We start from the raw sequence: 22944 nt of genomic DNA, 5'->3' as shown, positions 1-22944 counted from the left end.
CTCTTTACTGGAGAGCGCCGGGAGGGATTTGAAACAGGTCGAAAGGGAGGTCGTCTTCATCAGTGCGCCACCCCTGCGGCGACGCTTTCATCGATGAAGCGGCCTTCCTTGAAACGGTCGAGCCCGAATTGGTCGGTCAGCGGCGAGTGGCCGCGCGCGATCAGCTCGGCCATGCCATAGCCCGAGCCCGGGATCGCCTTGAACCCGCCCGTGCCCCAGCCGCAATTGACGAAGATGCCCTCGACCGGCGTTTTCGACAGGATGGGCGAGCGGTCGCCGGTCATGTCCACGATGCCGCCCCATTGGCGCAGCATCTTGAGGCGCGAGATGATCGGGAAGGTCTCGACCAGCGCGCGGGTGGTTTCCTCGACATGGTGCCACGAGCCGCGTTGGGTGTAGTTATTGAACCCGTCCGTGCCGCCGCCGATCACCATCTCGCCCTTGTCGGATTGCGACATGTAGCCGTGCACGGTGTTGGCCATCACGACCACATCCATGCAGGGTTTGATCGGCTCGGACACCCAGGCCTGCAGCGCCACGCTCTCGATCGGCAGACGGAAGCCCGCCATTTCGGCCAGGACCGAGGAATGCCCCGCGACGATGATGGCGAGCTGTTCACAGTCGATCTCGCCCTTGGTGGTCGAGATGCCCTGCACCTTGCCGCCTTCGGTGCGCACACCGGTCACTTCGCATTTCTGGATGATGTCCATTCCCATGTCCGAGCACGCCCGCGCATAGCCCCAGGCCACCGCGTCGTGCCGCGCCGTGCCGCCGCGCTTTTGCAGCAGAGCGCCCAACACCGGGTAACGCGGCCCGTCGATATTGATGATCGGCACCAGCTCCTTGACCTGCTCCGGTCCGATCCATTCGGTGTCGATGCCCTGCAGGCGGTTGGCGTGCACCGTGCGCTTGTAGCCGCGCACCTCGTGCTCGGTCTGGCCCAGCATCAAAAGACCGCGCGGCGAGAACATCACGTTGTAGTTCAGATCCTGGCTCAGATCCTCGTAAAGCGCACGGGCTTTCTCGTAGATCGCCGCCGACGGATCCTGCAGGTAGTTCGAGCGGATGATCGTGGTGTTGCGGCCGGTATTGCCGCCGCCCAGCCAGCCCTTCTCGATCACCGCGACATCGGTGATCCCATGCACCTTGCCAAGGTAATAGGCGGTGGCGAGGCCATGCCCCCCTGCCCCCACGACAATGACCTTGTAGCGTTTCTTCGGCTCGGGCGAGCGCCAGGCCCGCTCCCAACCGCGATGGAAGCGCATCGCCTCACGCGCAACGGCAAACATCGAATAGCGTTTCATGAGCGCGCCTCCGAGCAGTCTCGACTCTTTCGCCTTTGTGATGGACCGGGGCGGCGGGCGAAAGCCCCCCTGTTGCGGCATCGCAGGGAAAAAAGCGACATGGGCCTGCGACATCGGGTTCCATTCACGCGCTAGACCCTTTCGGCGCGGCGTCATCTCGCCTAAATGGGAGGCGAAGGATGAGGAGACGCCATGCTGTTCTGGATTATCGCCGCCGCGCTCGTTGCGGTTATTGCGCTTCTGTTTGCGCTTGCCCTGTTGCGCGGACGTGGGGAAGACGAGATGGCACCGGCGGCCTCGTATGACGTGCAGGTCTATCGCGACCAGCTGCGCGATCTGGAACGCGACGTCGAGCGTGGAGTCACATCACGCGAGGAAGCCGACCGGGCAAAGCTGGAAATTTCGCGCCGAATGCTCGAGGCGGACCGCAAGGCGCAGGCAGGCTCCGATCTGGGCCGGGCACCGAAAGGGCCAACCATCGCGCTGGTGATAGGTGGCGTCGTGATCTTCGGCGCGGCGTTCTGGCTCTATACCCGGATGGGCGCGGAGGGCTATCAGGACCAGCCGATCGCGCAGCGTTTCGCGGATGCCGACAAGCTCTATGACAGCCGCCCCTCGCAGGCCGAGGCCGAGAAGATGCAGAAGGCCCGTGCGACCCCCCCGGCCAATCCGGACCCGAAATTCCTCGAACTGATGAAGAAGCTGCGCGAAGCCGTGGCGAAGAAGCCCGACGATCCGAAGGGCCTCGAACTGCTTGCACGCAACGAGGCGGCGCTGGGCAATTTCGACGCCGCATGGAAAGCGCAGCAGCGGCTCGTCGCGACAAAGGGCGATGCCGCCACCGCTCAGGATTACGCCGAGCTGGGCGAGATGATGGCCGTGGCCGCTGGCGGGCTGATCACGCCCGAGGCGGAGAAAGTCTTCGCGACCGCGCTGAAGATGGACCAGAATAACGGGCTGGCGCTCTATTATGTTGGCCTGATGATGGCGCAGAACGGGCGCGGCGACCGGGCGTTCCGCCTCTGGGACAACCTGCTGCGCAACTCGGAAAGCAGCGATCCGTGGGTGCCGCTGGTGCAGCAGAACATCGAGGAACTGGCATGGCTCGCGGGCGAGAAGGATTACACCCCGCCGAGACCGCGCGGCGCACCCGGCCCGTCGCAGGCAGATGTCGCGGCGGCGGCGGACATGTCGCCCGAGGCGCGTCAGCAGATGATCCGCTCGATGGTGGAGCGCCTGAACGACCGGCTGGCGCAGGAAGGCGGCAGCGCAGATGACTGGGCACGCCTGATTTCGTCGCTGCGCATGATCGGTGAGGTCGACCGCGCAGATGCGGTCTATGGCGAAGCGAAGGGCAAATTCGGCTCGCGCCCGGACGACATGGCGAAGATCGACGCGGCGCATCAGGCCCCGGCCGGTCAGGCGCTGCAGGACATGGGTGGCGCGCAGGCGGGGCAAAGCGCCCCGCAAGCGGCCCCCGCCCTGCCCGGTCCGAGCGCGCAGCAGATGAAGGACGCGGCCTCGATGACGCCCGAGGAGCGCCAGCAGATGATCCAGGGCATGGTCGATGGTCTCTTTGACCGCCTGACCACCGAGGGTGGCACGCCGCAGGAATGGGCGCGGGTGATCTCGTCCCTCGCCACGTTGGGCCAAACCGACCGCGCCAAGGAAGCCTGGGGCGAGGCGCAGAAGGCGTTGGCCGACGAACCGGATGCGCTGGCTCAGGTCGAGGCGGCGGCGAAATCGGCAGGTGTGGCGCAATGATCTGCGAGACGATTGAAGAATTCGCCGATGCGATCCCGCGCATGGGCGGCGTCGCGGGGCTCGATCTGGGCACCAAGACCATCGGCGTCGCAGTGTCCGACGGGCTGCGCTCGGTCGCGACGCCGCTATCGACGATCAAGCGCAGGAAGTTCGGCCTAGATGCCGAGGCGCTTCTCAAGATCGTGGCGGAGCGTGATTTGAAGGGGCTGATCCTCGGCCTGCCGAAGAACATGGACGGGACCGAAGGAGCGCGCTGCCAATCGACCCGCGCCTTCGCTCGCAATCTCAGCCGCCTCACCGATCTGCCGATCAGCTATTGGGACGAGCGGCTGAGCACGGTCGCCGCCGAACGCGCGATGCTGGAGGCCGATATGTCGCGCGCCAAACGCGCAGAGGCGATCGACCACGTCGCGGCAAGCTTCATTCTGCAAGGCGCGCTGGATCGGCTGCGCTATCTGGGGGCGGCATGAACGATCCGCAAAACACCGACGACATCTGGAAACGCGCCGAGATCGAGAGCCCCTGCGTCAAGCTCTGCCAGATTCACCCCGAGGCGCGGATTTGCATCGGCTGCTACCGCACGATGGAAGAAATCGGCGCGTGGTCGCGGATGACGCCCGAGGCGCGCCGCGAAGTGATGGCGGAACTGCCCGAGCGAGCGCCGCAACTGCGCAAGCGCCGGGGCGGACGTGCGGGGCGACAGGACCGCTGAGCGGTTAAGCGTCGGCCCCTTTCGCCGGGAAGACAAAGCAGCGATCGCGACGGATCATCAGCCACATCGGCGTGCCGGGCTTCGGCAGGAATACGTTCGGGACGCTGGCGCGCAGGATCGTGCCGTCGAAATCCATCCGGAACTCGACGAGGCTCTCGCGGCCCAAGAAGCGTGCGCGTTCGACGACGCCACGCGCGGGCGTGCCGTCCTGCGGCGTCGGGGACGGGCCGCGCCCTGCCCGGTCGAAATCGATCTTCAGATGCTGCGGGCGGATCACGATGTCGATCTCGGTCCCGTCCGCATGGCCCGGCGTCAGGAAATCGCCGAAGGGCGTCACGGTCAGCGCGTCCTGCACCTGCCCCTTGAGCACATTCACATCCGAGAAAAACGCCGCCGCCGCCCGGTCCACAGGCGCGTTATAGAGGTTATAGGGTGCGCCGCGCTGCACGATCTTCCCGCCGCGCATCAGCAGGATCTCGTCGGCCATCCGCATCGCCTCATGCGGCTCATGCGTGACCAGAAGAACGGCGGTGTTTTCCTCTTTCAGAAGCGCCAGAGTCTCGTCGCGGATATCGTCGCGCAGGCGTTCGTCCAGTCCCGAGAAAGGCTCGTCCATCAAGAGGATACGCGGTCGGGGTGCAAGCGCACGTGCCAGCGCCACGCGCTGCTGCTCGCCGCCCGAAAGCCCGTGCGGATAGCTGTCGCGATGGCGCAGCAGGCGGACCTTCTCGAGCAATTCCGTCACGCGGGCGCGCTTTGCCGCCGCATCGCCCTTGAGGCCGAAGGCGATATTTTCGGCAACCGTCAGATGCGGAAACAGCGCAAAGTCCTGAAACATCAGCCCGATCGCGCGTTGCTCGGGCGGGACGTGAACGGAGCCGTCGCTGATCGCGGCTCCGTCGACGTAGATCTCGCCCGCATCCTGCGTATCGACTCCCGCGATCAGCCGGAGCGTCGTCGATTTGCCGCAGCCCGAGGGGCCCAGCAGACAGGTCACCTGCCCCGCTGGGATCGCAAAGGACACGTCGTCGACCACGGCCAACCCGTCGAACACGCGGCCAAGCGCGCGAACTTCGAGGCGCGGAGGGGGTAATTGTGCGCTCATGCAGCGAAATCTCGACCGAAAGTGTCAGGCAATGCAGGGCGGGAGATAACAGCCCCCCGCCCCCCAAGCAAGCCCGGTAGGTCGTCCGGCAGACCCGGCTCAGATCGAGATGTTGTTCAGCCCGCCGTCGAGCATCACGTTCTGCCCGACCATGAACCCGGCGTGAACCGAACACATGAAGGCACAGGTCGCACCGAACTCCTCGGACGTGCCGTAGCGACGCACCGGGATCAATGCCTCGCGCTGCGCTTTGGCTTCCTCGACCGAGATGCCCTTCGCCTTCGCCGCCGCCGTATCGAGCGACACCGCGCGGTCGGTCGCATGCAGGCCCGGCAACAGGTTGTTAATGTTCACGCCATATTCCGCGACCTGCCGCGAAGTGCCGGCGACGAAGCCGGTCAGGCCGGAACGTGCAGAGTTCGACAGGCCGAGCTGCGCGATCGGCGCGCGCACGGATTGCGAGGTGATATTGACCACCCGCCCCCAGCGCTGCTCGATCATGGCCGGCAGCACCGCCTGCATCATCGCGATCGGGGCCAGCATGTTCGCATCGAGCGCCGCGATGAAATCGTCGCGCGACCAGTCGCGCCAGTTGCCCGGAGGCGGCCCGCCCGCATTGGTCACCAGAATGTCGACCTCGCCCGCTTCGCCCAGCACCGCCGCGCGTCCCTCGGGCGTGGTGATGTCGGCGGCCACGGGCGTCACGGTGACCCCGGTCGCGGCCATGATCTCGTTCGCCGTCGCGGCCAGCGTGTCGGCGCCGCGCGCATTCAGCACGATGTCGACACCTGCCTGCGCGAGCGCCATCGCGCAGCCCCGTCCTAGCCCTTTCGAGCCCGCACATACGATCGCCTTGCGGCCCCTGATACCAAGATCCATCGCGCCCTCTCCTTTGCTTTCATTCTCCGGCGTGATCCGGCGAGCCCATCGCGCGAAACATCGCGCGCGGCCCTGCCAGCTACGCCTCGCACAGTAGCTTGCCCGAATGGGAGGACAAGCGCGCTGTGGCCGCTTGACCATCACGAGCGGCCCGCGGTAAGCCGATGCGATCCAGGAGTTTCAGACGGCCCGACAGGGCGAGGGAGAGCGCGTGTCAAACCCGAGCCAGATCGTTCACGTCTTCGAGGCAGAGGATATCTGGGTCACCTCCGGGGCCAATCAGGGCGACGCGCTCGGCCTTGCCGAAGATTGCGAACCCGGCGACATTTATCAGCTCCATCGCGCCGCCAAACCGCGCCGCCTCGTGCTGGCCCAGCAAGGCGCCGCGCCGACCGTTGCTGAAGGCTCCGAGATCGGCGCGCCGGGGGATGCGCTCGAGCTGATCGCGCGGCACCTGCTGATCACGCCCGAGGGCGACACGGTCGACATCCTGATGATCTGCCACGAGGCCACGGGCGCGCATTACGCGTTGCCGCTCTCACCGATGGCAGCGCGCTTCGACTACACGTTGCTGGAGGCGCGCGACGATCCCGGCGAGGTGCGGCTGTCGGACCTCGTCTGCGTGGCCTTCACCACCGGCACGATGATCACGCTGGCCGGCGGCGCGCAGATGCCGATCGAGCAACTCACCCCCGGCGCGCGGGTGCTGACCCGCGACAATGGCCCGCAGCCGGTGAAGCTGGTGGCGAAGGCGACGATGCGCGCGCTGGGGTCTTTCGCGCCGGTCGTGATTTCGGCGGGCGTACTGGGCAATGAAGGCGACCTGGTGATCTCGCCCCATCACCGCGTGTTCCTCTATCGCCGCGGCGCGCAGAAGTTGGGCGACACGTCGGAAATCCTCGTGCAGGCGAAGCATCTCGTCGATGGCGAGAATGTCTGGCAGCGCGAGGGCGGGTTCGTCGATTACTTCGCGCTGGTCTTCGACCGGCATGAGATCATCTATGCCGAAGGCGTTCCGGTCGAGAGCCTGATGGTGTCCGAGGCGACGCTGTCACTTCTACCTGAAGAATTGGGCCGCGAGATATCCGAGCGCTTGCCCGACCTAGCCCACCGCCAGCATTTCGGCACCGAGGCAACCCGAGAACTTCTCGATCGGATCGGGCGCGAGAAGCTGTTCCGCAAGCGCAAGGATTGAAGCACGAGGGGGCGCGGCCCCCGCTCTTTTCTGCCCTCCGCTTGCGCTTCGGGCGTTCCGCGGGGCGTCCTTCCACTGAAAGGCCGCTGATCTCGCCTCATCCGGCGGGATCTTTTCAGAAAGAGGAAGAGATTAGCCGTTCAGCGCTTCGAGCGCGGCGGCATGAATCTCCGGCGAGGCGGCGGCGAGCACCTGCCCGCCGCGATGCGCCGGACCACCCTGCCAGTTGGTGACAAGGCCTCCCGCCGCTTCGATCACCGCGATCGGAGCCGCCACGTCATAGGGCTGCAGGCCGGCCTCGACCACCAGATCGATCTGGCCGGCGGCAAGCAGCGCATAGGCGTAGCAATCCATGCCGTACCGCGTCAGCCGCACCTGCTTCGACAACCGAGCGAAGGCCGCGCCCTCTTCCGCCGTACCGACTTCGGGGAAGGTGGTGAAAAGCGTCGCGCTGTCGAGCCCGCGCCCGGTCCGCACGCCAAGCTGGCGCGCGCCATGCGGACCGTCGAGCGTCGCGCGCCCGAAGCCGCCGGTAAAACGTTCGCCGATATAAGGTTGGTCGATCACGCCCATGAGCGGCGCGCCGGGGCCGTCCGGTTCCTCGGCGCACAAGGCGATCAGCACGCCCCAGGTCGGCGTTCCCGACAGGTAGCCGCGGGTGCCGTCGATCGGGTCGAGTACCCAGGTCAGTCCGCTTTGCCCGCGGGTGACGCCATGCTCTTCGCCGTAGATGCCGTCTTGCGGACGACGCTCCATGATCAGGGCACGCATCGCGGCCTCGGCGGCACGGTCGGCCTCGGTCACCGGATCGAACCCACCTTCGAGCTTGTTATCCGCGCCGATCCCGCCCACGGGACGGAACTGCGCCAAGGTCTCCCGCCGCGCGCAATCGGCAAGCTCAGCGGCCAAGGCCGAAAGCTCCGCGCGGGTATCGGTGTCGAGATCAAGCATCAGTGTCCTCCCCGGGCCGCGCCGTCACCGCAACCGACCCCCAGAAATGAGATAAGGGGAGCGGTAACCGCCCCCCTTCTCCGGGTCAAGCTGCCGACCGCCCCACATTCGGTCGCCAGTTGCGCCTAAAGGCGTCCGCGTGGCGCTCAGGCCGCGTCGGAGAGCACCTTGGCGAGTTCGAACAGCCGGCGGCGCTGCGCCTCCGGGATCGAGTAATAGGAGCGCACGAGCGCGAGCGCCTCCTTGTCGGACAGAATATCTCCCGCCACTTCCGGTTGCATCCCGCTATCTTCCGCGAGCCCTTCGAAGAAGAAGGAGATCGGAACTTCGAGCGCATCCGCGATATCCCAGAGTCGAGATGCCGAAACCCGGTTCATCCCGGTTTCGTATTTCTGGATCTGCTGGAATTTGATCCCAACTTTGTCCGCGAGCTGTTGTTGGGTCATCCCAATCATCCAGCGGCGATGCCGGATCCGCTTGCCTACATGGACATCAACCGGATGCTTCATACTCTTTCCCCTTCAAGCCAATTTCACCCACAAACTACCGTGCGCTGAGTGTGGCCCGCGCGGGTAAAATCGCAAACCTGTCTAAAAAGACAGGGAAATTGCAGCTTTCCGCAGCACACCTAACCTAAAGGATAGGTGCCCCCCTATTCGCCTTCCGCGTGTTTTGCGATTTGCAACTCGAAGAGTTGGGTTCCGTTACGGAAGACTATGATGCCAACCGCCCTCTCACGGAGGATTGATTCGCTGGTCAATACCCGGCGGCGACCCTGCCGCGACGTCCCGCTCCGGGCTCTGGCAGGCGGGCTGGCCCTGATCGGCTGCGCGGTCTATCACGGGCGACGTAGGGTCCGCTTTGCTGGCCAACCAACCCCGCGACACAACTTGCCGGAGCATTCGATGCGCGCCTATGTTCAAGCCGCCCCCGGGCAAAACCCCGAGCTGACCGAAATCCCCCTTCCCGCCCCGGCACCGGGCGAGGTGCAGGTGGCCATCCGGGCCTGCGGTCTGAACTTTGCCGACCTGCTGATGATCGAGGGGAAATATCAGGACACCCCCACCCCGCCCTTCACCCTCGGCATGGAGCTCGCGGGAGAGGTCATCGCAGCAGGCGAGGGCTGCACCCTCGCCACGGGCACCCGCGTCGCCGTCTTCTTAGGGCAAGGCGGGCTGGCCGAGGCGGGCAATTTCCCCGAAAGCCGCTGCACGCCGATGCCGGACGCGATGAGCTACGCGCAGGCGGCGGCCTTCCAGATCGCCTATGGCACCAGCCATGTGGCCTTGGAGACGCGTGCAGGCCTCGCCGAGGGCGAGACGCTGGTGGTTCTGGGCGCGGCCGGTGGAGTCGGCCTCACGGCGGTCGAGATCGGCAAGAAGTTGGGCGCACGGGTGATTGCCTGTGCGCGCGGCGAGGCGAAGCAGCAGATCGCGCGCGCCGCCGGGGCCGATGAGACGCTCGATAGCGAGAGTGACGATCTGAAAAGCGCGATCAAGGCCCTTGGCGGTTGCGACGTGGTTTACGACGCAATCGGCGGCCCCGCAGGCGAAGCCGCCTTCCGCGCCCTGAGACCCGGCGGGCGCTATCTGATGATCGGGTTCGCCAGCGGCAGCCAGCCGAAGTTGCCCCTCAACCACGTGTTGGTGAAGAATATCGCGATCCACGGGCTTTACTGGGGTGGCTATCTCAAGCTCGATCCGCAGGTTCTGACCGGGTCGATGGCGCGGCTCTTCGACTGGTTCGCGCAGGGCGGCCTCAGCCCCCATATCGGCGCGACCTATCCGATGGAGCAGATCCCGGACGCGCTGGAAGATCTGCGCGCGCGCCGCTCCACCGGCAAGCTGGTCATCGAGATCGACGCTCAGGCATAGGCCTCCCGGATCAGCGCACGCAGCCCCTCGACCGGATCGCCGGTCAGCCGGCCCGTGTCGTAGAAGCAGATCCGCGAGCGACCGAGCGGCGGCAGACCGCTTTCCGGTCCCAGCGCCACGCAGCCCGGCGGGATGTCACGCGACAGCCGCACCGCGACGCCCATATCGGCGGCCACCGCCGCGCTCGCCATTTCGTCTGATTGCCCGTCGAAAGCCGGTTTGGACTCGATCCCGACCGCCTCGAGCGCCGCCAAGGCCGCGCCGTAGAACGCGCATCCTTCCTCGATCGACAGCATCAGAGGGCGCGCGCAAAAGGCGCGCCCGAGCTGCGCGCCGATCCAGACCAGTTGATCGGCAGAGAGCACCTCGGCCTCCGGACCGGGCGTCTCCTCCGTTGTCAGGATCATGTCCAGCTCGCCCGCATCCAGCATTCGCCGCAGGGTCTGCGAGCGGCGCGAGGCGAGTTGCAGCCGGACCATCGGCCATTGCTCTGAGAGCGCGCGCAACAGATGCGGCATCTGCGGGCTGACCAGATCATGTGGCAGGCCGAAGCGCACGGTCACCTCGGCATCTGCCGCGCGCAGCCGCGCCAGAGCCGCGTCATTCTCGGCGCAGATCCGGCGCGCATGGTCCAGAAGAGAGCGCCCCGCACGGGTCAGCGCCATCTTCCGGTTCGCCCGATCGAAGAGCACCTTGTCGAGCGCCTCCTCCAAGCGGCGGATCTGCATCGAGACTGCCGATTGGGTCAGGTTCAGAAGCCGCGCCGCCTGCGTCACCGAGCCGGTTTCCGAAACGGTCAGAAGCGCGCGCAGCGCTGCGATATCGAGGTTTTGTGCCATGTCGGCCTTTCCATCACGTTTCGTGATACTAAATAGCACAATCATTCGTTTTCATCATTAAAAAACTTGCGTCATCCTTCCGGGCAGAAACGATCACCCACGGAGGATAAGACGATGACCTTCCTGACCCAGCGCAACGCCGCCTGCTGCGCGCCTGACCGCCCCGCCCGGCGGAGCGCCCTTGCCACGCTCGCCGCGATTGTCACCCATTACCGCTCGCGCCGAGCGTTGGCGCGGCTCGATGCAAGGCTTCTCGAGGATATCGGGCTGACCGAGTCCGAAGCCGCGTTCGAGGTCCGGCGCCGGATTTGGGACGCCCCCGACCACTGGCGCGCGGGTCGCTGAGGCACAACCTGTGAAAACCATGTGAAACGACGCATTTTCCGGCAGCCCCAAATCTTGAATTCCGGGGCTGCTCTGCCAATATCGGTCGGGAAACCGGTCCGAGGGACGACCGGACGACATAGTTGGAGGTGCTGATGGCTGATTTCGAAACGATGCGGACCCCTCGCGCGGGCACGCGTCAGGCTGCGATTGACGAGGGTCTTCGCGCACATATGAACAAGGTCTACGGACTTATGTCGCTGGCGATGCTGGTGACCGGGGCCGTAGCGTTTGGTGTGGGTACGAACCCGGCGCTCGTTGCCGCGATCTTCGGTTCGGGCCTCAAATGGGTTGTGATGCTGGCCCCGCTGGCGATCGTCTTCGCCTTCGGCGCGATGATCAACAAGATGTCGACCAGCACGGCGCAGATCGTGTTCTTCGTCTATGCCGCGCTGATGGGCCTGTCGATCAGCTTCATCTTCGCCGCCTATACCGGCATCTCGATCGCGCAGACCTTCCTCGTGACGGCGATCTCCTTCGCGGGTCTCTCGCTTTACGGCTACACCACGAAGCGTAACCTTTCCGCGATGGGCTCGTTCCTGATGATGGGTCTGATCGGCCTGATCGTCGCCTCGATCGTGAACATCTTCCTCGCCTCCTCGGCGATGGCCTTCGCGATCTCGGTGATCGGCGTTCTGATCTTCGCGGGCCTCACGGCTTACGACACGCAGAACATCAAGAACACCTACCTGCAGCTCGCTGCCAGCGACTCGGAGTTCATGGGCAAGGCCGCCATCATCGGCGCGCTGCAGCTCTACCTGGACTTCCTGAACCTGTTCATGTTCCTGCTGCAATTCATGGGCAACCGCCAGTAATCGGCACGCCCACGAGACATTCGAAAGCCCCGCCCTTCCGGCGGGGCTTTTTCATGTCAGCCCATCCGTAGTGCCATATCCAGCATCCGGTTGGAGAAGCCCCACTCATTGTCATACCAGCCGAAGACCCGGATCAGCCCGTGCGCGGTCGCCCGCGTCTCGGGCAGCGCCATGACGACGCTCTCGGGGCGCGCGCGCAGATCGGTGGAGACGAGCGGCTTCCCGGTCGTGCCGATCACCCCGCCTGCGTCCCGCAGCATCGCGTTGACCTGTTCGACCGTGGCGGGATTTTTCACCGTCACCGCCAGATCAACCGCCGAGACGGAGGCCGTGGGCACCCGCACCGCCTGCGCGATCAGGCGACCGGCGAGATCGGGCAGCACCTCTTCCATCAGCTTGCCCGCAGAGGTCGTCGTCGGCACCATCGAGAGCGCCGCCGCGCGCGAGCGTTCCATCGGGCCGCGCGGCTTGTCGACCGTGGGCTGCGAGCCGGTATAGCAATGCACCGTCGTCATCGAGCCGGTGACGATCCCGAATTCCGCATCGATCAGCCGCGCGAGCGGCGCCAGCGCATTCGTCGTGCAGCTTGCATTGGAGACGATCTTCTGCCCGTTCAGCGCCGCGTCATTCGCGCCCAGAACCACCGTGATCTCCGCCGCTTTGGCAGGTCCCGATATCAGCACGCGAGACGCGCCGCCCGCGATCCCCTGCCCTGCAATCTGCGGACTGTCGGCCCGACCGGTGCATTCCATCACCAGATCAATGCCAGACAGATCGAGCGTGGAGATATCATCCGCGCGGTGCAGCGCGATCCGGGTGCCGTTGATCACCAGCGCGCCCTCTTCCAGCGTGACACGCCCGCGCCACGGGCCGAAGACGCTGTCATATTCGAAGAGGTAAGCCAGCATCTCGGGCGCTTCGATATCGTTCACGCCCACGATCTCCAGCCCCGGCCAGCGCGCAGGCGCCTCCGCCCAGGCGCGCAGCACCGAGCGACCGATCCGTCCGAACCCGTTTATGAAAACACGCATCTGGCGCACCTCCTGCAACCGCCCTTAGCGCCGCGAGGCGCCAAGGGAAAGCGCGCGATTGTCACCGATACGGCAGAGACCGCCTCAAGCGGACAATTCGCGCGCGGTGATCTGGTAGGTGAAGTCCTTGGCGTCGAGATAGTCGCGGCGTTTGCCGTCGATCTCGGCCTGCGGATACATAAGATAGGGCAGCTCCGGCCCGTCCGAACCCGGCAGATCCACGTCATGCGCGTAGTTATAGGCGACCCAGTTGCCTTCCCATGCGCCGAAGAGCTTCGCACGCACATCGACCACTTTGGGGTCTTTGAGGCCCAGATGCCCCTTGCCTTCCTGCAGCATCACCTTGCGCACATCGGCGGCATCGGCAGGCACCCAGCCGAAGCCGCTCAGCCAAACCTCCGAGCGGCAATGCTGCGCGCCGGTGGCGTCGTCGGATTTCAGACCGAGGCTCTTGTAGCCGAAACGCGAGGGCGCGACGCGGATGCCATAGACATCGCGCGCAGGGATCCCGGCGGCGCGCGCCAGACCCACGAAGAGCGCGTTGAGGTCGGCGCATTTGCCCGACAGATCGCCCGAGGTCAGCATGAAGGCGATATCGCCCAACCCGCAGCCCGGCGTCTTCGGGTTGCGCACGGTGTTCGCGACGATCCACTCGTAGATCGCGCGGGCTTTCTCCAGATCGCCGGTCTTTCCACGGGTGATCGAGTCGGCGGTCTGCTTCACGATCCCGTCGGTCGGCAGCAGCTTGGTCGCGGCGGTGAAACGCGCACGCTCGACCTCGTCGAGCGGCTCCACGTCGCCCGGTTTGCTCAGATCGACCACGAAGTCCTGCGTCTGGGCCTGTGCGGTCACGGTCAGCTTGCGCGGGCCCTCGGAAGCGCCCCAGACGGCATGCACCATCGGAGTGCCGCTATCGGGCGCGTTCACGATCTGCACCTCGTCCGCATCGCTTTCCCAGTTCACCGCGCCGGGCTTCATCCAGCCGTCGCCATGCACGGAGGGTACCGGCACCCAAAGCTGCGCCGTCTCGCCGCCGCCGGGCAGGCTGACTTTGGTGACCAGCTCGAAGTTGCGCCAGCCCGTGGGCTTGGGATCGAACGCCGCCATCGCGCCGCGCGGGCTGGCCGCCAGCGCCACCGAAGCCGCGCCGAGTTGCAGAAGACGCCGTCTGTTCAAAGCCATGTCACCACTCCGCTGAATTCTGGCCGCGTTCTACGCCCGCGTCCCTGCAAGAACAAGGCATCCGTGCGCTCAGCCGAAACGGCCAGTGATGTAATCCGACGTGCGCTCGACCCGCGGGCGGGTGAAAATCTGAGCGGTCTCGCCCTCTTCGATCAGCTCGCCCAGATACATGAAGGCGGTGCGGTCGCTGACGCGGCTCGCCTGCTGCATGTTGTGGGTGACGATGGCGATGGTGAACTGCTCCTTGAGCTGGTGGATCGTCTCCTCCAGCTTGCCGGTCGAGATCGGGTCGAGCGCGGAAGCCGGTTCGTCGAGCAGGATCACCTCCGGTTCCACCGCGATGGTGCGCGCGACGCACAGGCGCTGCTGCTGACCACCCGAGAGCGACTGGCCCGAGCTTTGCAGCTTGTCTTTCACCTCGTCCCAGAGCGCCGCGCCTTTCAGCGCCGCCTGCACCCGGTCGTCGATCTCGGATTTCGCGTAATTCGCGAGGCGGAGACCGAAAGCGATATTCTCGTGGATCGTCATCGGGAAGGGCGTGGGTTTCTGGAACACCATGCCCACCTTCGCGCGCAGCCGGTTCAGATCGACCTTCTTGCCGAGGATATTCTCGCCATCGAGCAGCACTTCCCCCGTCGCGGTCTGCTTCGGATAGAGGTCATACATGCGGTTGAGCACGCGCAGGAGCGTGGACTTGCCGCAACCCGACGGGCCGATGAAGGCCGTCACGCGGTTCTCGGGCAGGTCCAGATTGATCGATTTCAGGGCTTTGAAATCACCGTAGAAGAAATCGAGATTCTTGATCGAGATGCGCGGTTTCGGCGCGGGATCGACCCCGTCGAAGGTCATCGGCGAGCGTTCGCGGGTGAGGGTATCCATCAGTGTTTCTCCTTCTTGGAGGTGACAAGGCGGGCGACAATCGACAGCGCCAGCACCGCGACGGTGATGAGAAGCGCGCCTGCCCAGGCAAGGGCCTGCCAGTTATCGTAGGGCGAGAGCGCGAATTGGAAGATGGTGATCGGTAGCGAGGCCATCGGCTGCGTCAGATCGAGGCTGAAGAAATTGTTGCTGAGCGCCGTGAACAGAAGCGGCGCAGTCTCGCCCGAAATCCGGGCGATGGCCAGCAGCACGCCGGTCACGATCCCCGCCATCGCCGCCTTGTAAGCGACCGTGCGGATCACGATCCAGCGCGGCCAGCCCATCGCAAGCCCCGCTTCGCGCAGCTGATCGGGCACGAGGCGCAGCATGTCCTCTGTGGTGCGCACGACGATCGGGATCACGAGGATCGCCAGCGCGACCGAGCCCGCAAGCGCGGAGAAATGCCCGAGGCTGACGACGAGCACCTGATAGACGAAGAGGCCGACGATGATCGACGGCGCCGACAGCAGGATGTCGTTCACGAAACGGATCACTTTGGACAGCTTCGCATAGCGCCCGTATTCCGCCATGTAGGTCCCGGCGAGGATGCCAATCGGCGTCCCGATCGCCACCGCGATCACCGACATGATCACCGAGCCGAGGATCGCGTTGCGCAAGCCGCCCGGCTCCATCGGCGAGGGCGTGTCTTGCGTGAAGACGGCTAGGTTCAGCGCGCTCGCTCCCTTGTAGAGCAGGTAGAGCAGGATCACGGCCAGCACGAAGAGGCCGAGCGCCGCCGCCCCCGTGGACAGCGTCATCATCACCGCGTTGACGGTCTTTCTGCGGGTCATCGAAGCCATGCGTTACGCTCCCGACTTTTGCTTCATGCGCTTGAGCATCCACTGGGCAGCGGCGAGCACGATGAAGGTGAGGATGAACAGAACGAGGCCCAGCGCGATAAGCGATGAGGTGTAGATCGGCGTCGTGGCCTCGGTGAATTCGTTGGCGATGGCCGCCGAGATCGTCGTGCCCGGCGCGAGGATCGAGCCCGAGATGCGATGCGCGTTGCCGATCACGAAGGTCACGGCCATCGTCTCGCCCAGCGCGCGGCCGAGCGACAGCATGATACCGCCCACCAGCGCGGTGCGCACATGCGGGATAACGATGTGGCGGTTCACCTCCCAGCGGGTCATGCCCATGCCATAGGCGCTTTCACGCAGCATCGGCGGCACCGTCTGGAAGATGTCACGCGCGAGCGAGGCGATGAAGGGCAGGATCATCATCGCGAGGATCAGCCCCGCCGTCAGCATCCCGATCCCGTAGGGCGGGCCCGCGAAGAGAGAGCCGATCACCGGGACATTGCCCAGCGTGTCGATCAGGAAGGGCTGGATATAGCTCTGCATGAAGGGCGCGAAGACGAAGAGGCCCCAGATGCCGTAAATGATCGAGGGGATGCCCGCGAGCAGCTCGATCGCGATCCCCAACGGGCGACGCAACATGCGCGGGCAGGTCTCCGTCAGGAAGATCGCGATGCCAAGGCCCACCGGCACCGCTATGACCATCGCGATGATCGAGGTGACGACCGTGCCGTAGAGCGGTGCCAGCGCGCCGAACTTTTCGGTCACCGGGTTCCATTTCTCGGTCCACAGGAACGGCAGCCCGTATTCCTTGAGTGCCGGCCACGCCCCCATGATGAGCGAGACGAACACGCCCAGAAGGACCAGCAGCACCACCACCGCGGCGGCCAGCGTCAAGGTTCCGAAAATCCGATCGGACTGGGCCACCGGGCGCGCGCTCTTCACGCCTCTCTCGTAATCGCTTGTCGCCGTCATCGCGCACTCCACTCAAAATCGCAGAAAGGGAGGGCCGCAGTCACGGCCCTCCCCCGAAGGTGTTTATGAAGGAAGGATCAGTTGTTCATGGCCCAGACGGGGTTGCCGTCCTTGCCCTTGATCTGGCCCCATTCCTTCTTGATCTGGGCCACGACATTGTCGGGCATCGGGATGTAGTCCAGCTTCGCCGCGGCGTCGTCGCCGTTGGCGTAGGCCCAGTCGAAGAACTTCAGCGCCTCTTTCGACGCTGCGCCGTCCTTGGCATCCTTGTGCATCAGGATGAAGGTCGCCGCGGTCATCGGCCAGGTCTTGTCGCCCGGCTGGTTGGCGAGGATCACGCCGAAGCCCGGCTGGCTCGACCAGTCGGCATTGGCGGCGGCAGCGGCGAAGGCTTCGGCCTTCGGCGCGACTTTCTTGCCTGCTTTGTTGATCATGTCCGTGTAGGTCATGTTGTTCTGCAGCGCGTAGGCATATTCGACATAGCCGATCGAGTTCTTCGTCTGATCGACATTCGCGGCCACGCCCTGGTTACCCTTGGCGCCAAGACCCACCGGCCATTCGACCGAGGTCGAGACGCCGATATCGTTCTTCCAGGTCTCGTCGACCGAGGCGAGGTAATAGGTGTAGTTGAAGGTGGTGCCCGAACCGTCCGAACGGTGGACAACGGCGATTGCCGCATCGGGGAGCTTCACGCCGTCATTGAGCTTCGCGATGGCCGGATCGTTCCACTTGGTGATCTTGCCTTCGTAGATTTTCGCCAGCGTCTCGCCGTCGAGAACCAGCTCGCCCGGCTTGATGCCTTCGACGTTCACGACCGGAACGATGCCGCCCATGACGGTCGGGAACTGAACCAGCGTGTTCTTCTCCAGCTCGTCGCCGCCGAGCGGCTTGTCGGACGCGCCGAAGGTCACGGTGCGGGACTCGATCTGCTTGATGCCACCGCCCGAGCCGATGGCCTGATAGTTGAGACCGGTACCGGTCTTCTCTTTGTAGGTTTTCGCCCAGTCCGAGTAGATCGGGTAGGGGAAGGTCGCGCCGGCGCCGGAGATATCGGCGGCCTGCACGGCGGCGGCCGAAGCCAGCGTCGCACCGGCGATCGCGGCGGAGAGGGTGAGGCGGGTGATGAACATTGAACAGTCCTCGCTGTCAGAATTCGGATACTGTGAACGCGGTAACGAAACTCGTCCCGTCCGCTGGGGGGACTAATGACGGGGCTTCTTGACAGCTATGTAACAGTCGCGACTGCGTGAAAGGCCGTGATATTCGGACGTTTTCGCGGACTTCGGGATCACGAGGCGCGGCGCACGGACGCCCCGAAAATGACGACCTGCAAGACGCTTTCGCGCACCGCTATCGATCACGACAAAATCGCAAGGTCGCGAGGCACGCGCGTTTTGGGCCACCCCTCGTGTAAATTTCCCCGAGAAAATGACAGGTGGCAGGCGTTTTTTGTGACGGTTTCTCTCTCAAGCAGCGTCCGTGAGGGCCGGATTGTTCATCCCCAGCGACCCCGAGTCGCGGCGCCACAGCCCTGCGGCGACCGGCTGACTCGCCATGCTCGGCCTCCGCAGGTCAACTACGCGACCTGCCGGGCCGCCGGGCCGCTCACAAGATCACGCACGGCTCGGGAATGCCCACGAACGGCGCGCGCAGAAGATAGGTCAGGCCTTGCGCCGCATCCGGGTCGGTCATGCCCTCCAGCGCGCTCGTAACCAGCAGGTCGCGCATATCCGCGCCGCCGAAGGCCGGACAGGTGCTGTTCCTCCCGGGCAGATCGAGATGGTGGGTCATACGACCTTCCGCATCGAAGCGGGCCACGCGCCCGGAACTCCACAGCGCGCACCAGAGGCCACCCTCGGCATCGACCACCGCGCCGTCGGGATAGAGGCCCTCGGCCGAGAGGTCGAGAAAAGGTCTCCGCTCCCCCTCGGGCCAGCCATCCGCATCCAGCGGCTGACGCCAGACCTTGTGGCTGGGCGTATCTGCGAAATAGGCAGTCCGGCCATCCGGCGTGAAGCAAATCGCGTTGGGGATCGAAATCTCCGTGACCAGACGACGTAGCTCGCCGCGGTAATAGCGGTAGATCGCACCGCGCCGTCGCTCGGCCTTTTTGCCCATCGTGCCGAACCAGAAGCCGCCCTGCCGATCCGCGCGCCCGTCATTCGAGCGGGTGCCGGGATCGTCGCCTTCCACCTCGATGAGCGGCTCGAGCGTCCCCTCGGCAATGTTGAACAGAGACAGCCCGATCTCGGTCGCGAGGATCATCCGCTCGCGGTCCACCCAGCCCGCCGCCGAGGCCATACCCTCGAACTGCCATTCGCTCGGCCCGTTGGCATCGCGCGTCAGCAGCCGGCGGTTCAGGATGTCGAACCAGAAAAACTGGCTACGCTCGGGATGCCAGAACGGCCCCTCGCCCAGTTCGCAAACCCTGTCGTCAAACACGCTCATCTATTTCCTCCCGCAATTTGCGGAACCCTCTCACTCCTGCAAGTCCTCGGGCAAGAGGGTCCAGGACTTGTTCCGGCAATCGACCCTCCGCAAGGCGCGACGGGTCTCCAGGCTGCGCTAGGCTCACCCGGTCAGCCGCGTCGCCCGAAGATCGCCCGCCTGTTCGAGGATCGGGTAGGCGACATAGGTCATGTCCGTGTTGATCTGCTTCAGCGCGCGCACGGTTTCCTGATGGATATTCGTGGTCTCGATGGAGGCGCTGTTATTCGCACGCAGCCGGGCGAGGTGTGCGGCCTGCAATTCGGCCTCGGCGGCGCGGGTGCGGTCTTTCTCCTCCACGAGCTGTCGCGCGTCGTCGATCTCGCCCGACATCAGGACGTTCAGCGCAACCCGCGCATTCGACGCGACTCGGTCGTGGAAATCGGTCAGCTCACGCAGCCCCTCTTCGGAGAAGGTCAGGCCGCGTTCGTGGATACGCTGCGCGAGATCCACGAGATTGGTCGAGATCTGGTCGCCCGCATCCTCGAGATGGTTCGCGACCATCGCGATCTCCATCGCGCGCCGGGATTGCTCGGTGCTCAGCCGTGTCTCGTTGAGCCGCGCGACATAGAGCTTGATCTCGTAATGCATCCGGTCGACTTCGTTCTCGGTGCGCTTGATGCGGGCGGCGATTTCCGGATCCCAATGCACGAAGAGCCCCAAGGCGGGTTGCAGCATCTCGAAGACCGACTCGCCCATGCGCAACAGCTCGCGTGCCGCATTGCCGAGCGCATGCCCCGGATCGCCGAGCCCCTTTTGATCGAGGGCGCTGATCCGAGTGGGCGACATCTCCTTGCGGTCCGCCACGACCGCTCCGGCAAGGCGCAGCACCGACGGGATCAGCGGAAGCGACAGGATTGCGACGCCGAGGTTGAAGACGAGGTGCAGATTGATCACCCGCCGCGCCATCGTGCCACCCAAGAAGTCGAGCGCTTGCGGATAGAAAATCAGGCCGAGCAGCACGAGCATGGCCCCGCCCCCGCGCAGGACGAAATTCGACACCATGATCCGGCGCGGGATCGGATCGGCCGAGAGGGTCAGCATCACCGGGATGATCGCCCCGCCGAGATTGGCGCCGAGCACCATCGCCGCAGCGCCCGGCCCCGGCAGCAGGCCTTGCCCGGCGAAGGTCACGAACATCAGCACCGCCGCAATAGAGGAATGCATCGCCCAGGTCAGCAGGGCCCCGAGGACGAAGGCCGAGACCAGATCGCTGCCCAACCGCGTTAGCACCGCATTGACGAGCGCGCTTTCGCGCAGGGGCGCCGTCGCCTCGCCGATCAGCCCGAGCGAGAGCAGCACCAGCGCCAGCCCCACGAAGATACGCCCCGCCTGCCGCGGCCGCCGGGCTTTCGATTTGAGAAACAGCGTCACCCCGATCACCAGCAGCGCGGGCACCAGCACATGAATCGGCGAGAGCAGGATCTGGGCCACGATCGACGAGCCCAGATCGGCGCCCAGCACGAGCGCCACGCCAGAGATCGCCGCCAATGTTCCGCTCGCGGCAAAACCTGCAGTCAGGATCGCGACGGCGGTCGAACTTTGCAGCAGCATCGCCGCCCCCGTCCCCGCCGCCATCGCGCTGATCCGCGTCCCGGCCGTACGGCGCAGGAACTGTCGCAGCGACGCCATGAAAGCGCGCTCGACCCCGGTGCGGATCAGCCGAACCGCCCAGAGAAGCAGCGCCACCGCGCCCGCCAGATCGATCAGGAAATAGATCATGCGCTCTCCCAAATCCCGCACGCCGACCGGGTTACCTCCGACGGCGCGCGGTCCTTTTCAAGTTAAACTGCATCAAAATGTGGCATTAGCAACATTTTTCTTGAAATTACGAGGCATAGCCCACATCAATTTTTAGGAACGCGGTGAAAGGATCACCTTTCGGGAGAGGCAATGGACGCGAGCGCGAAACAAGAGGGAACGCGGCTCCGCAAACGCGACCGGCGGGAACAGATCCTGTTCGAGTTGAAGCTGCGCCCGCACTTGCGCATCTCGGAACTCGCGGCACGGTTCGGGGTCTCGACAGAGACGATACGGCGAGATTTCGATGCGCTCGAAGAAAAAGGGCTGATCGACCGCGCGCATGGCGGCGCGTCGCGGCCCCATCCTGGCCACTATCCCACGCTGGACGAGCGCGAACGCGACCAGTTTCAGGAGCGCGAGCGGATCGGCCGCATGGCCGCCGCGCAGGTCGCCGCTGGCGAGACGCTGATGATCGACTCCGGCTCGACCACGCAGCAGATGGCCAGATTTCTCGCCATGGCAGGAACGCCCTGTCGTGTGATCACCAATTCCCTGCCCATCGCCATGCTTCTCGGTGGTAGCGAGGGGGCGGACGTGATCCTCGCGCCGGGGAATTACCTGCCCACGGAGTCGGCGGTCGTGGGCGAAGAGACGCTCGATTTCCTGTCACGCCATCACGTCGACCGGGCGGTGATCGGCGCCACGGCGCTTTCGCTCGAGGGCGTGTCCGAGTCCATTCCGGGCTTCGCTGCGGTCAAACGCGCGATGCTCGCGCAGGCGCAGGCGGGGATGCTGCTGATCCTCGGCTCGAAATTCGGCATTCATGGTTTCACGCGCGCCGCGACGCTCGGGGCGCTGGCCTCGGTGGTGGTGGACCGCGCACCGCCCGCCGATCTGGAAGAGGCGCTGCGAAAGAACGGCGTGGACGTGCTGCTCGCGAAATGACGGCAAGGTCACAGGCGCGCCCGAACCGGCTGGTGATCGCGACCGCAGTGGTGATAAGCGCATGGCCATCGACGAAAGTGCTTAGGGACGACCTTCTGATGACAATGACAGCGCAGGAAGCGCTTGTGGCCTATGAGCGCGCGCGCCACAGACTGCCCTCCCCCGGGCTGACCAAGACGAGCCGGATGGCCCGCGACCTCTCGGAGCTTGCCGATCTGTTCGACGTCTTTCTGCTCGATGCGTTCGGCGTGCTCAATATCGGCGAGACCGCCATCGAGGGCACGCCCGAGCGCGTCGCGACGCTGCAAGCGGCGGGCAAGCGGGTAATGGTCGTGTCGAACGCGGCGGGCTTCCCGCACGACACCCTGATGCAAAAATACACGCGGCTCGGCTACAGCTTCGCTCCCGAGGATGTCGTCACCAGCCGTGCCGCCCTCGTCTCCGCCCTGCGCACCGCCCCTCCGCGCGCCTGGGGTCTGATGGCGAGCCGCGCGGCCGGGATCGGCGAGTTGGACGCGTTCGATGTCACATGGCTCGCCGAAGACCGTGCCGCCTACGACGCGGTCGAGGGCTTCCTTCTGATCGGCGCGGCGGAATGGACCGAGGAGCGGCACGCCCTGCTCGAAGCCTCTCTGCGCGACAACCCGCGCCCGGTCTGGGTCGGCAATCCCGACATCGTCGCCCCGCGCGAGATCGGTTTCACGCAGGAACCGGGGCACTTTGCCCACCGGCTCGCCGATGCGACGGGCATCGCGCCGGAGTTCTTCGGCAAGCCCTTCACCAATATCTACGATCTCGCCTTCGCGCGTCTCGGCCCGGTCGACCCCGCGCGCGTGCTGATGGTCGGCGACAGCCTGCACACCGACATTCTCGGCGCGCAGGCCGCCGGTATTCGCTCTGCCCTGATCGCGGGATACGGGTTCTTCGGCGGCGAGGACGCGCAAGCGGCAATCGCGACCTGCGGCATCTGTCCGGACTTCGTGCTGCAACGCCCGTGAGCCTGCGGCGACCAGTATAGTTCGACGCCCTCAGCGCGAGACTTGA

At 65.3% G+C, this 22944-nt stretch carries 23 protein-coding genes; 9 read left to right on the top strand and 14 right to left on the bottom strand.

The window, feature by feature from the left end; translation table 11 throughout:
* Positions 1-59: 59 nt before the first annotated feature.
* Positions 60-1304: a sarcosine oxidase subunit beta family protein gene (locus B6V75_RS13820; protein WP_075776998.1), complete on the bottom strand. Its 1245-nt coding sequence runs from the start codon at positions 1302-1304 to the stop codon at positions 60-62.
* A 192-nt stretch (positions 1305-1496) separates the two neighbouring features.
* Here B6V75_RS13820 and ccmI point away from each other — a divergent pair, with 192 nt between their 5' ends.
* The 3 genes from ccmI to B6V75_RS13805 are packed head-to-tail and all read left to right on the top strand — an operon-like array spanning position 1497 to position 3780.
* Entirely contained in the window at positions 1497-3068 is a 1572-nt protein-coding gene (gene ccmI, locus B6V75_RS13815; RefSeq protein WP_088720083.1) for a c-type cytochrome biogenesis protein CcmI, read from the top strand.
* Entirely contained in the window at positions 3065-3538 is a 474-nt protein-coding gene (gene ruvX / locus B6V75_RS13810) for a Holliday junction resolvase RuvX (RefSeq protein WP_088720082.1), read from the top strand. Before ccmI ends, ruvX begins: the two co-directional genes overlap by 4 nt.
* Positions 3535-3780, top strand: coding sequence for a DUF1289 domain-containing protein (locus B6V75_RS13805; protein WP_078548071.1), 246 nt, complete (start codon positions 3535-3537; stop codon positions 3778-3780). The genes ruvX and B6V75_RS13805 overlap by 4 nt, the downstream gene beginning before the upstream one ends.
* A 4-nt stretch (positions 3781-3784) precedes the next feature.
* Here B6V75_RS13805 and B6V75_RS13800 read toward each other — a convergent pair whose 3' ends face one another.
* Together B6V75_RS13800 and B6V75_RS13795 are read right to left on the bottom strand one after the other, a co-directional pair.
* Positions 3785-4885 carry an ABC transporter ATP-binding protein gene (locus tag B6V75_RS13800; RefSeq protein WP_088720081.1) on the bottom strand — a complete coding sequence of 367 codons (1101 nt, stop codon included), beginning with the start codon at positions 4883-4885 and terminating at the stop codon, positions 3785-3787.
* Positions 4886-4984: 99 nt separating this feature from the next.
* Positions 4985-5764: an SDR family oxidoreductase gene (locus tag B6V75_RS13795; RefSeq protein WP_088720080.1), complete on the bottom strand. Its 780-nt coding sequence runs from the start codon at positions 5762-5764 to the stop codon at positions 4985-4987.
* A gap of 211 nt (positions 5765-5975) precedes the next feature.
* Here B6V75_RS13795 and B6V75_RS13790 point away from each other — a divergent pair, with 211 nt between their 5' ends.
* Positions 5976-6959: a Hint domain-containing protein gene (locus B6V75_RS13790; RefSeq protein ID WP_088720079.1), complete on the top strand. Its 984-nt coding sequence runs from the start codon at positions 5976-5978 to the stop codon at positions 6957-6959.
* Positions 6960-7091: 132 nt separating this feature from the next.
* Here the strand turns inward: B6V75_RS13790 and B6V75_RS13785 are convergent, their stop codons facing one another.
* Together B6V75_RS13785 and B6V75_RS13780 are read right to left on the bottom strand one after the other, a co-directional pair.
* Complete coding sequence (locus B6V75_RS13785) at positions 7092-7910, bottom strand: inositol monophosphatase family protein (RefSeq protein WP_088720078.1); 819 nt, start codon at positions 7908-7910, stop codon at positions 7092-7094.
* Positions 7911-8056: 146 nt separating this feature from the next.
* A complete protein-coding gene (locus B6V75_RS13780) occupies positions 8057-8419 on the bottom strand; it encodes a helix-turn-helix transcriptional regulator (protein WP_075776971.1) in 363 nt (120 codons plus the stop codon).
* Between the two features lie 396 nt (positions 8420-8815).
* On the opposite strand from B6V75_RS13780, the gene B6V75_RS13775 reads away from it, so the two are divergent.
* Positions 8816-9784 carry an NADPH:quinone oxidoreductase family protein gene (locus B6V75_RS13775; RefSeq protein WP_088720077.1) on the top strand — a complete coding sequence of 323 codons (969 nt, stop codon included), beginning with the start codon at positions 8816-8818 and terminating at the stop codon, positions 9782-9784.
* On the opposite strand, the gene B6V75_RS13770 is transcribed toward B6V75_RS13775, so the two are convergent.
* Positions 9775-10623, bottom strand: a complete 849-nt coding sequence (locus B6V75_RS13770; RefSeq protein ID WP_168174484.1) for a LysR family transcriptional regulator — start codon at positions 10621-10623, stop codon at positions 9775-9777. The genes B6V75_RS13775 and B6V75_RS13770 overlap by 10 nt on opposite strands.
* Before the next feature lie 114 nt (positions 10624-10737).
* On the opposite strand from B6V75_RS13770, the gene B6V75_RS13765 reads away from it, so the two are divergent.
* Positions 10738-10968 carry a DUF1127 domain-containing protein gene (locus B6V75_RS13765; RefSeq protein WP_088720075.1) on the top strand — a complete coding sequence of 77 codons (231 nt, stop codon included), beginning with the start codon at positions 10738-10740 and terminating at the stop codon, positions 10966-10968.
* Between the two features lie 134 nt (positions 10969-11102).
* Complete coding sequence (locus tag B6V75_RS13760; RefSeq protein ID WP_075776975.1) at positions 11103-11822, top strand: Bax inhibitor-1/YccA family protein; 720 nt, start codon at positions 11103-11105, stop codon at positions 11820-11822.
* 56 nt (positions 11823-11878) lie between these two features.
* Here B6V75_RS13760 and B6V75_RS13755 read toward each other — a convergent pair whose 3' ends face one another.
* From B6V75_RS13755 to B6V75_RS13720, 8 genes are all read right to left on the bottom strand, one after another.
* Entirely contained in the window at positions 11879-12853 is a 975-nt protein-coding gene (locus B6V75_RS13755) for a glyceraldehyde 3-phosphate dehydrogenase NAD-binding domain-containing protein (protein WP_088720074.1), read from the bottom strand.
* Positions 12854-12937: 84 nt separating this feature from the next.
* Positions 12938-14035 carry a transglutaminase domain-containing protein gene (locus B6V75_RS13750; RefSeq protein ID WP_088720073.1) on the bottom strand — a complete coding sequence of 366 codons (1098 nt, stop codon included), beginning with the start codon at positions 14033-14035 and terminating at the stop codon, positions 12938-12940.
* Positions 14036-14104: 69 nt separating this feature from the next.
* Positions 14105-14884, bottom strand: coding sequence for a phosphate ABC transporter ATP-binding protein PstB (gene pstB / locus B6V75_RS13745; protein WP_075776999.1), 780 nt, complete (start codon positions 14882-14884; stop codon positions 14105-14107).
* Between the two features lie 29 nt (positions 14885-14913).
* The gene (pstA, locus tag B6V75_RS13740) at positions 14914-15753 is read right to left on the bottom strand and encodes a phosphate ABC transporter permease PstA (RefSeq protein ID WP_075776978.1); all 840 of its coding nucleotides are present in this window, start codon (positions 15751-15753) and stop codon (positions 14914-14916) included.
* 3 nt (positions 15754-15756) lie between these two features.
* Positions 15757-16725: a phosphate ABC transporter permease subunit PstC gene (pstC, locus tag B6V75_RS13735; protein ID WP_088720072.1), complete on the bottom strand. Its 969-nt coding sequence runs from the start codon at positions 16723-16725 to the stop codon at positions 15757-15759.
* A gap of 77 nt (positions 16726-16802) precedes the next feature.
* A complete protein-coding gene (gene pstS, locus B6V75_RS13730) occupies positions 16803-17855 on the bottom strand; it encodes a phosphate ABC transporter substrate-binding protein PstS (RefSeq protein ID WP_088720071.1) in 1053 nt (350 codons plus the stop codon).
* 475 nt (positions 17856-18330) lie between these two features.
* Positions 18331-19173: an SMP-30/gluconolactonase/LRE family protein gene (locus B6V75_RS13725; RefSeq protein WP_088720070.1), complete on the bottom strand. Its 843-nt coding sequence runs from the start codon at positions 19171-19173 to the stop codon at positions 18331-18333.
* Positions 19174-19296: 123 nt separating this feature from the next.
* Entirely contained in the window at positions 19297-20934 is a 1638-nt protein-coding gene (locus B6V75_RS13720; protein ID WP_088720069.1) for a Na/Pi cotransporter family protein, read from the bottom strand.
* 171 nt (positions 20935-21105) lie between these two features.
* Between B6V75_RS13720 and B6V75_RS13715 the strand changes: the two genes are divergently transcribed.
* Together B6V75_RS13715 and B6V75_RS13710 are read left to right on the top strand one after the other, a co-directional pair.
* Complete coding sequence (locus B6V75_RS13715) at positions 21106-21900, top strand: DeoR/GlpR family DNA-binding transcription regulator (protein WP_088720068.1); 795 nt, start codon at positions 21106-21108, stop codon at positions 21898-21900.
* Positions 21901-21998: 98 nt separating this feature from the next.
* Complete coding sequence (locus B6V75_RS13710; protein WP_346393647.1) at positions 21999-22898, top strand: HAD-IIA family hydrolase; 900 nt, start codon at positions 21999-22001, stop codon at positions 22896-22898.
* Positions 22899-22944 lie beyond the last annotated feature (46 nt).

It is taken from the genome of Thioclava sp. F1Mire-8 (assembly GCF_002213165.1).
GTDB classification, from domain to species: domain Bacteria; phylum Pseudomonadota; class Alphaproteobacteria; order Rhodobacterales; family Rhodobacteraceae; genus Thioclava; species Thioclava nitratireducens.
The sequence above is the reverse complement of the archived record's forward strand: the minus strand, read 5'-3'. Positions and strand labels throughout refer to the sequence as shown.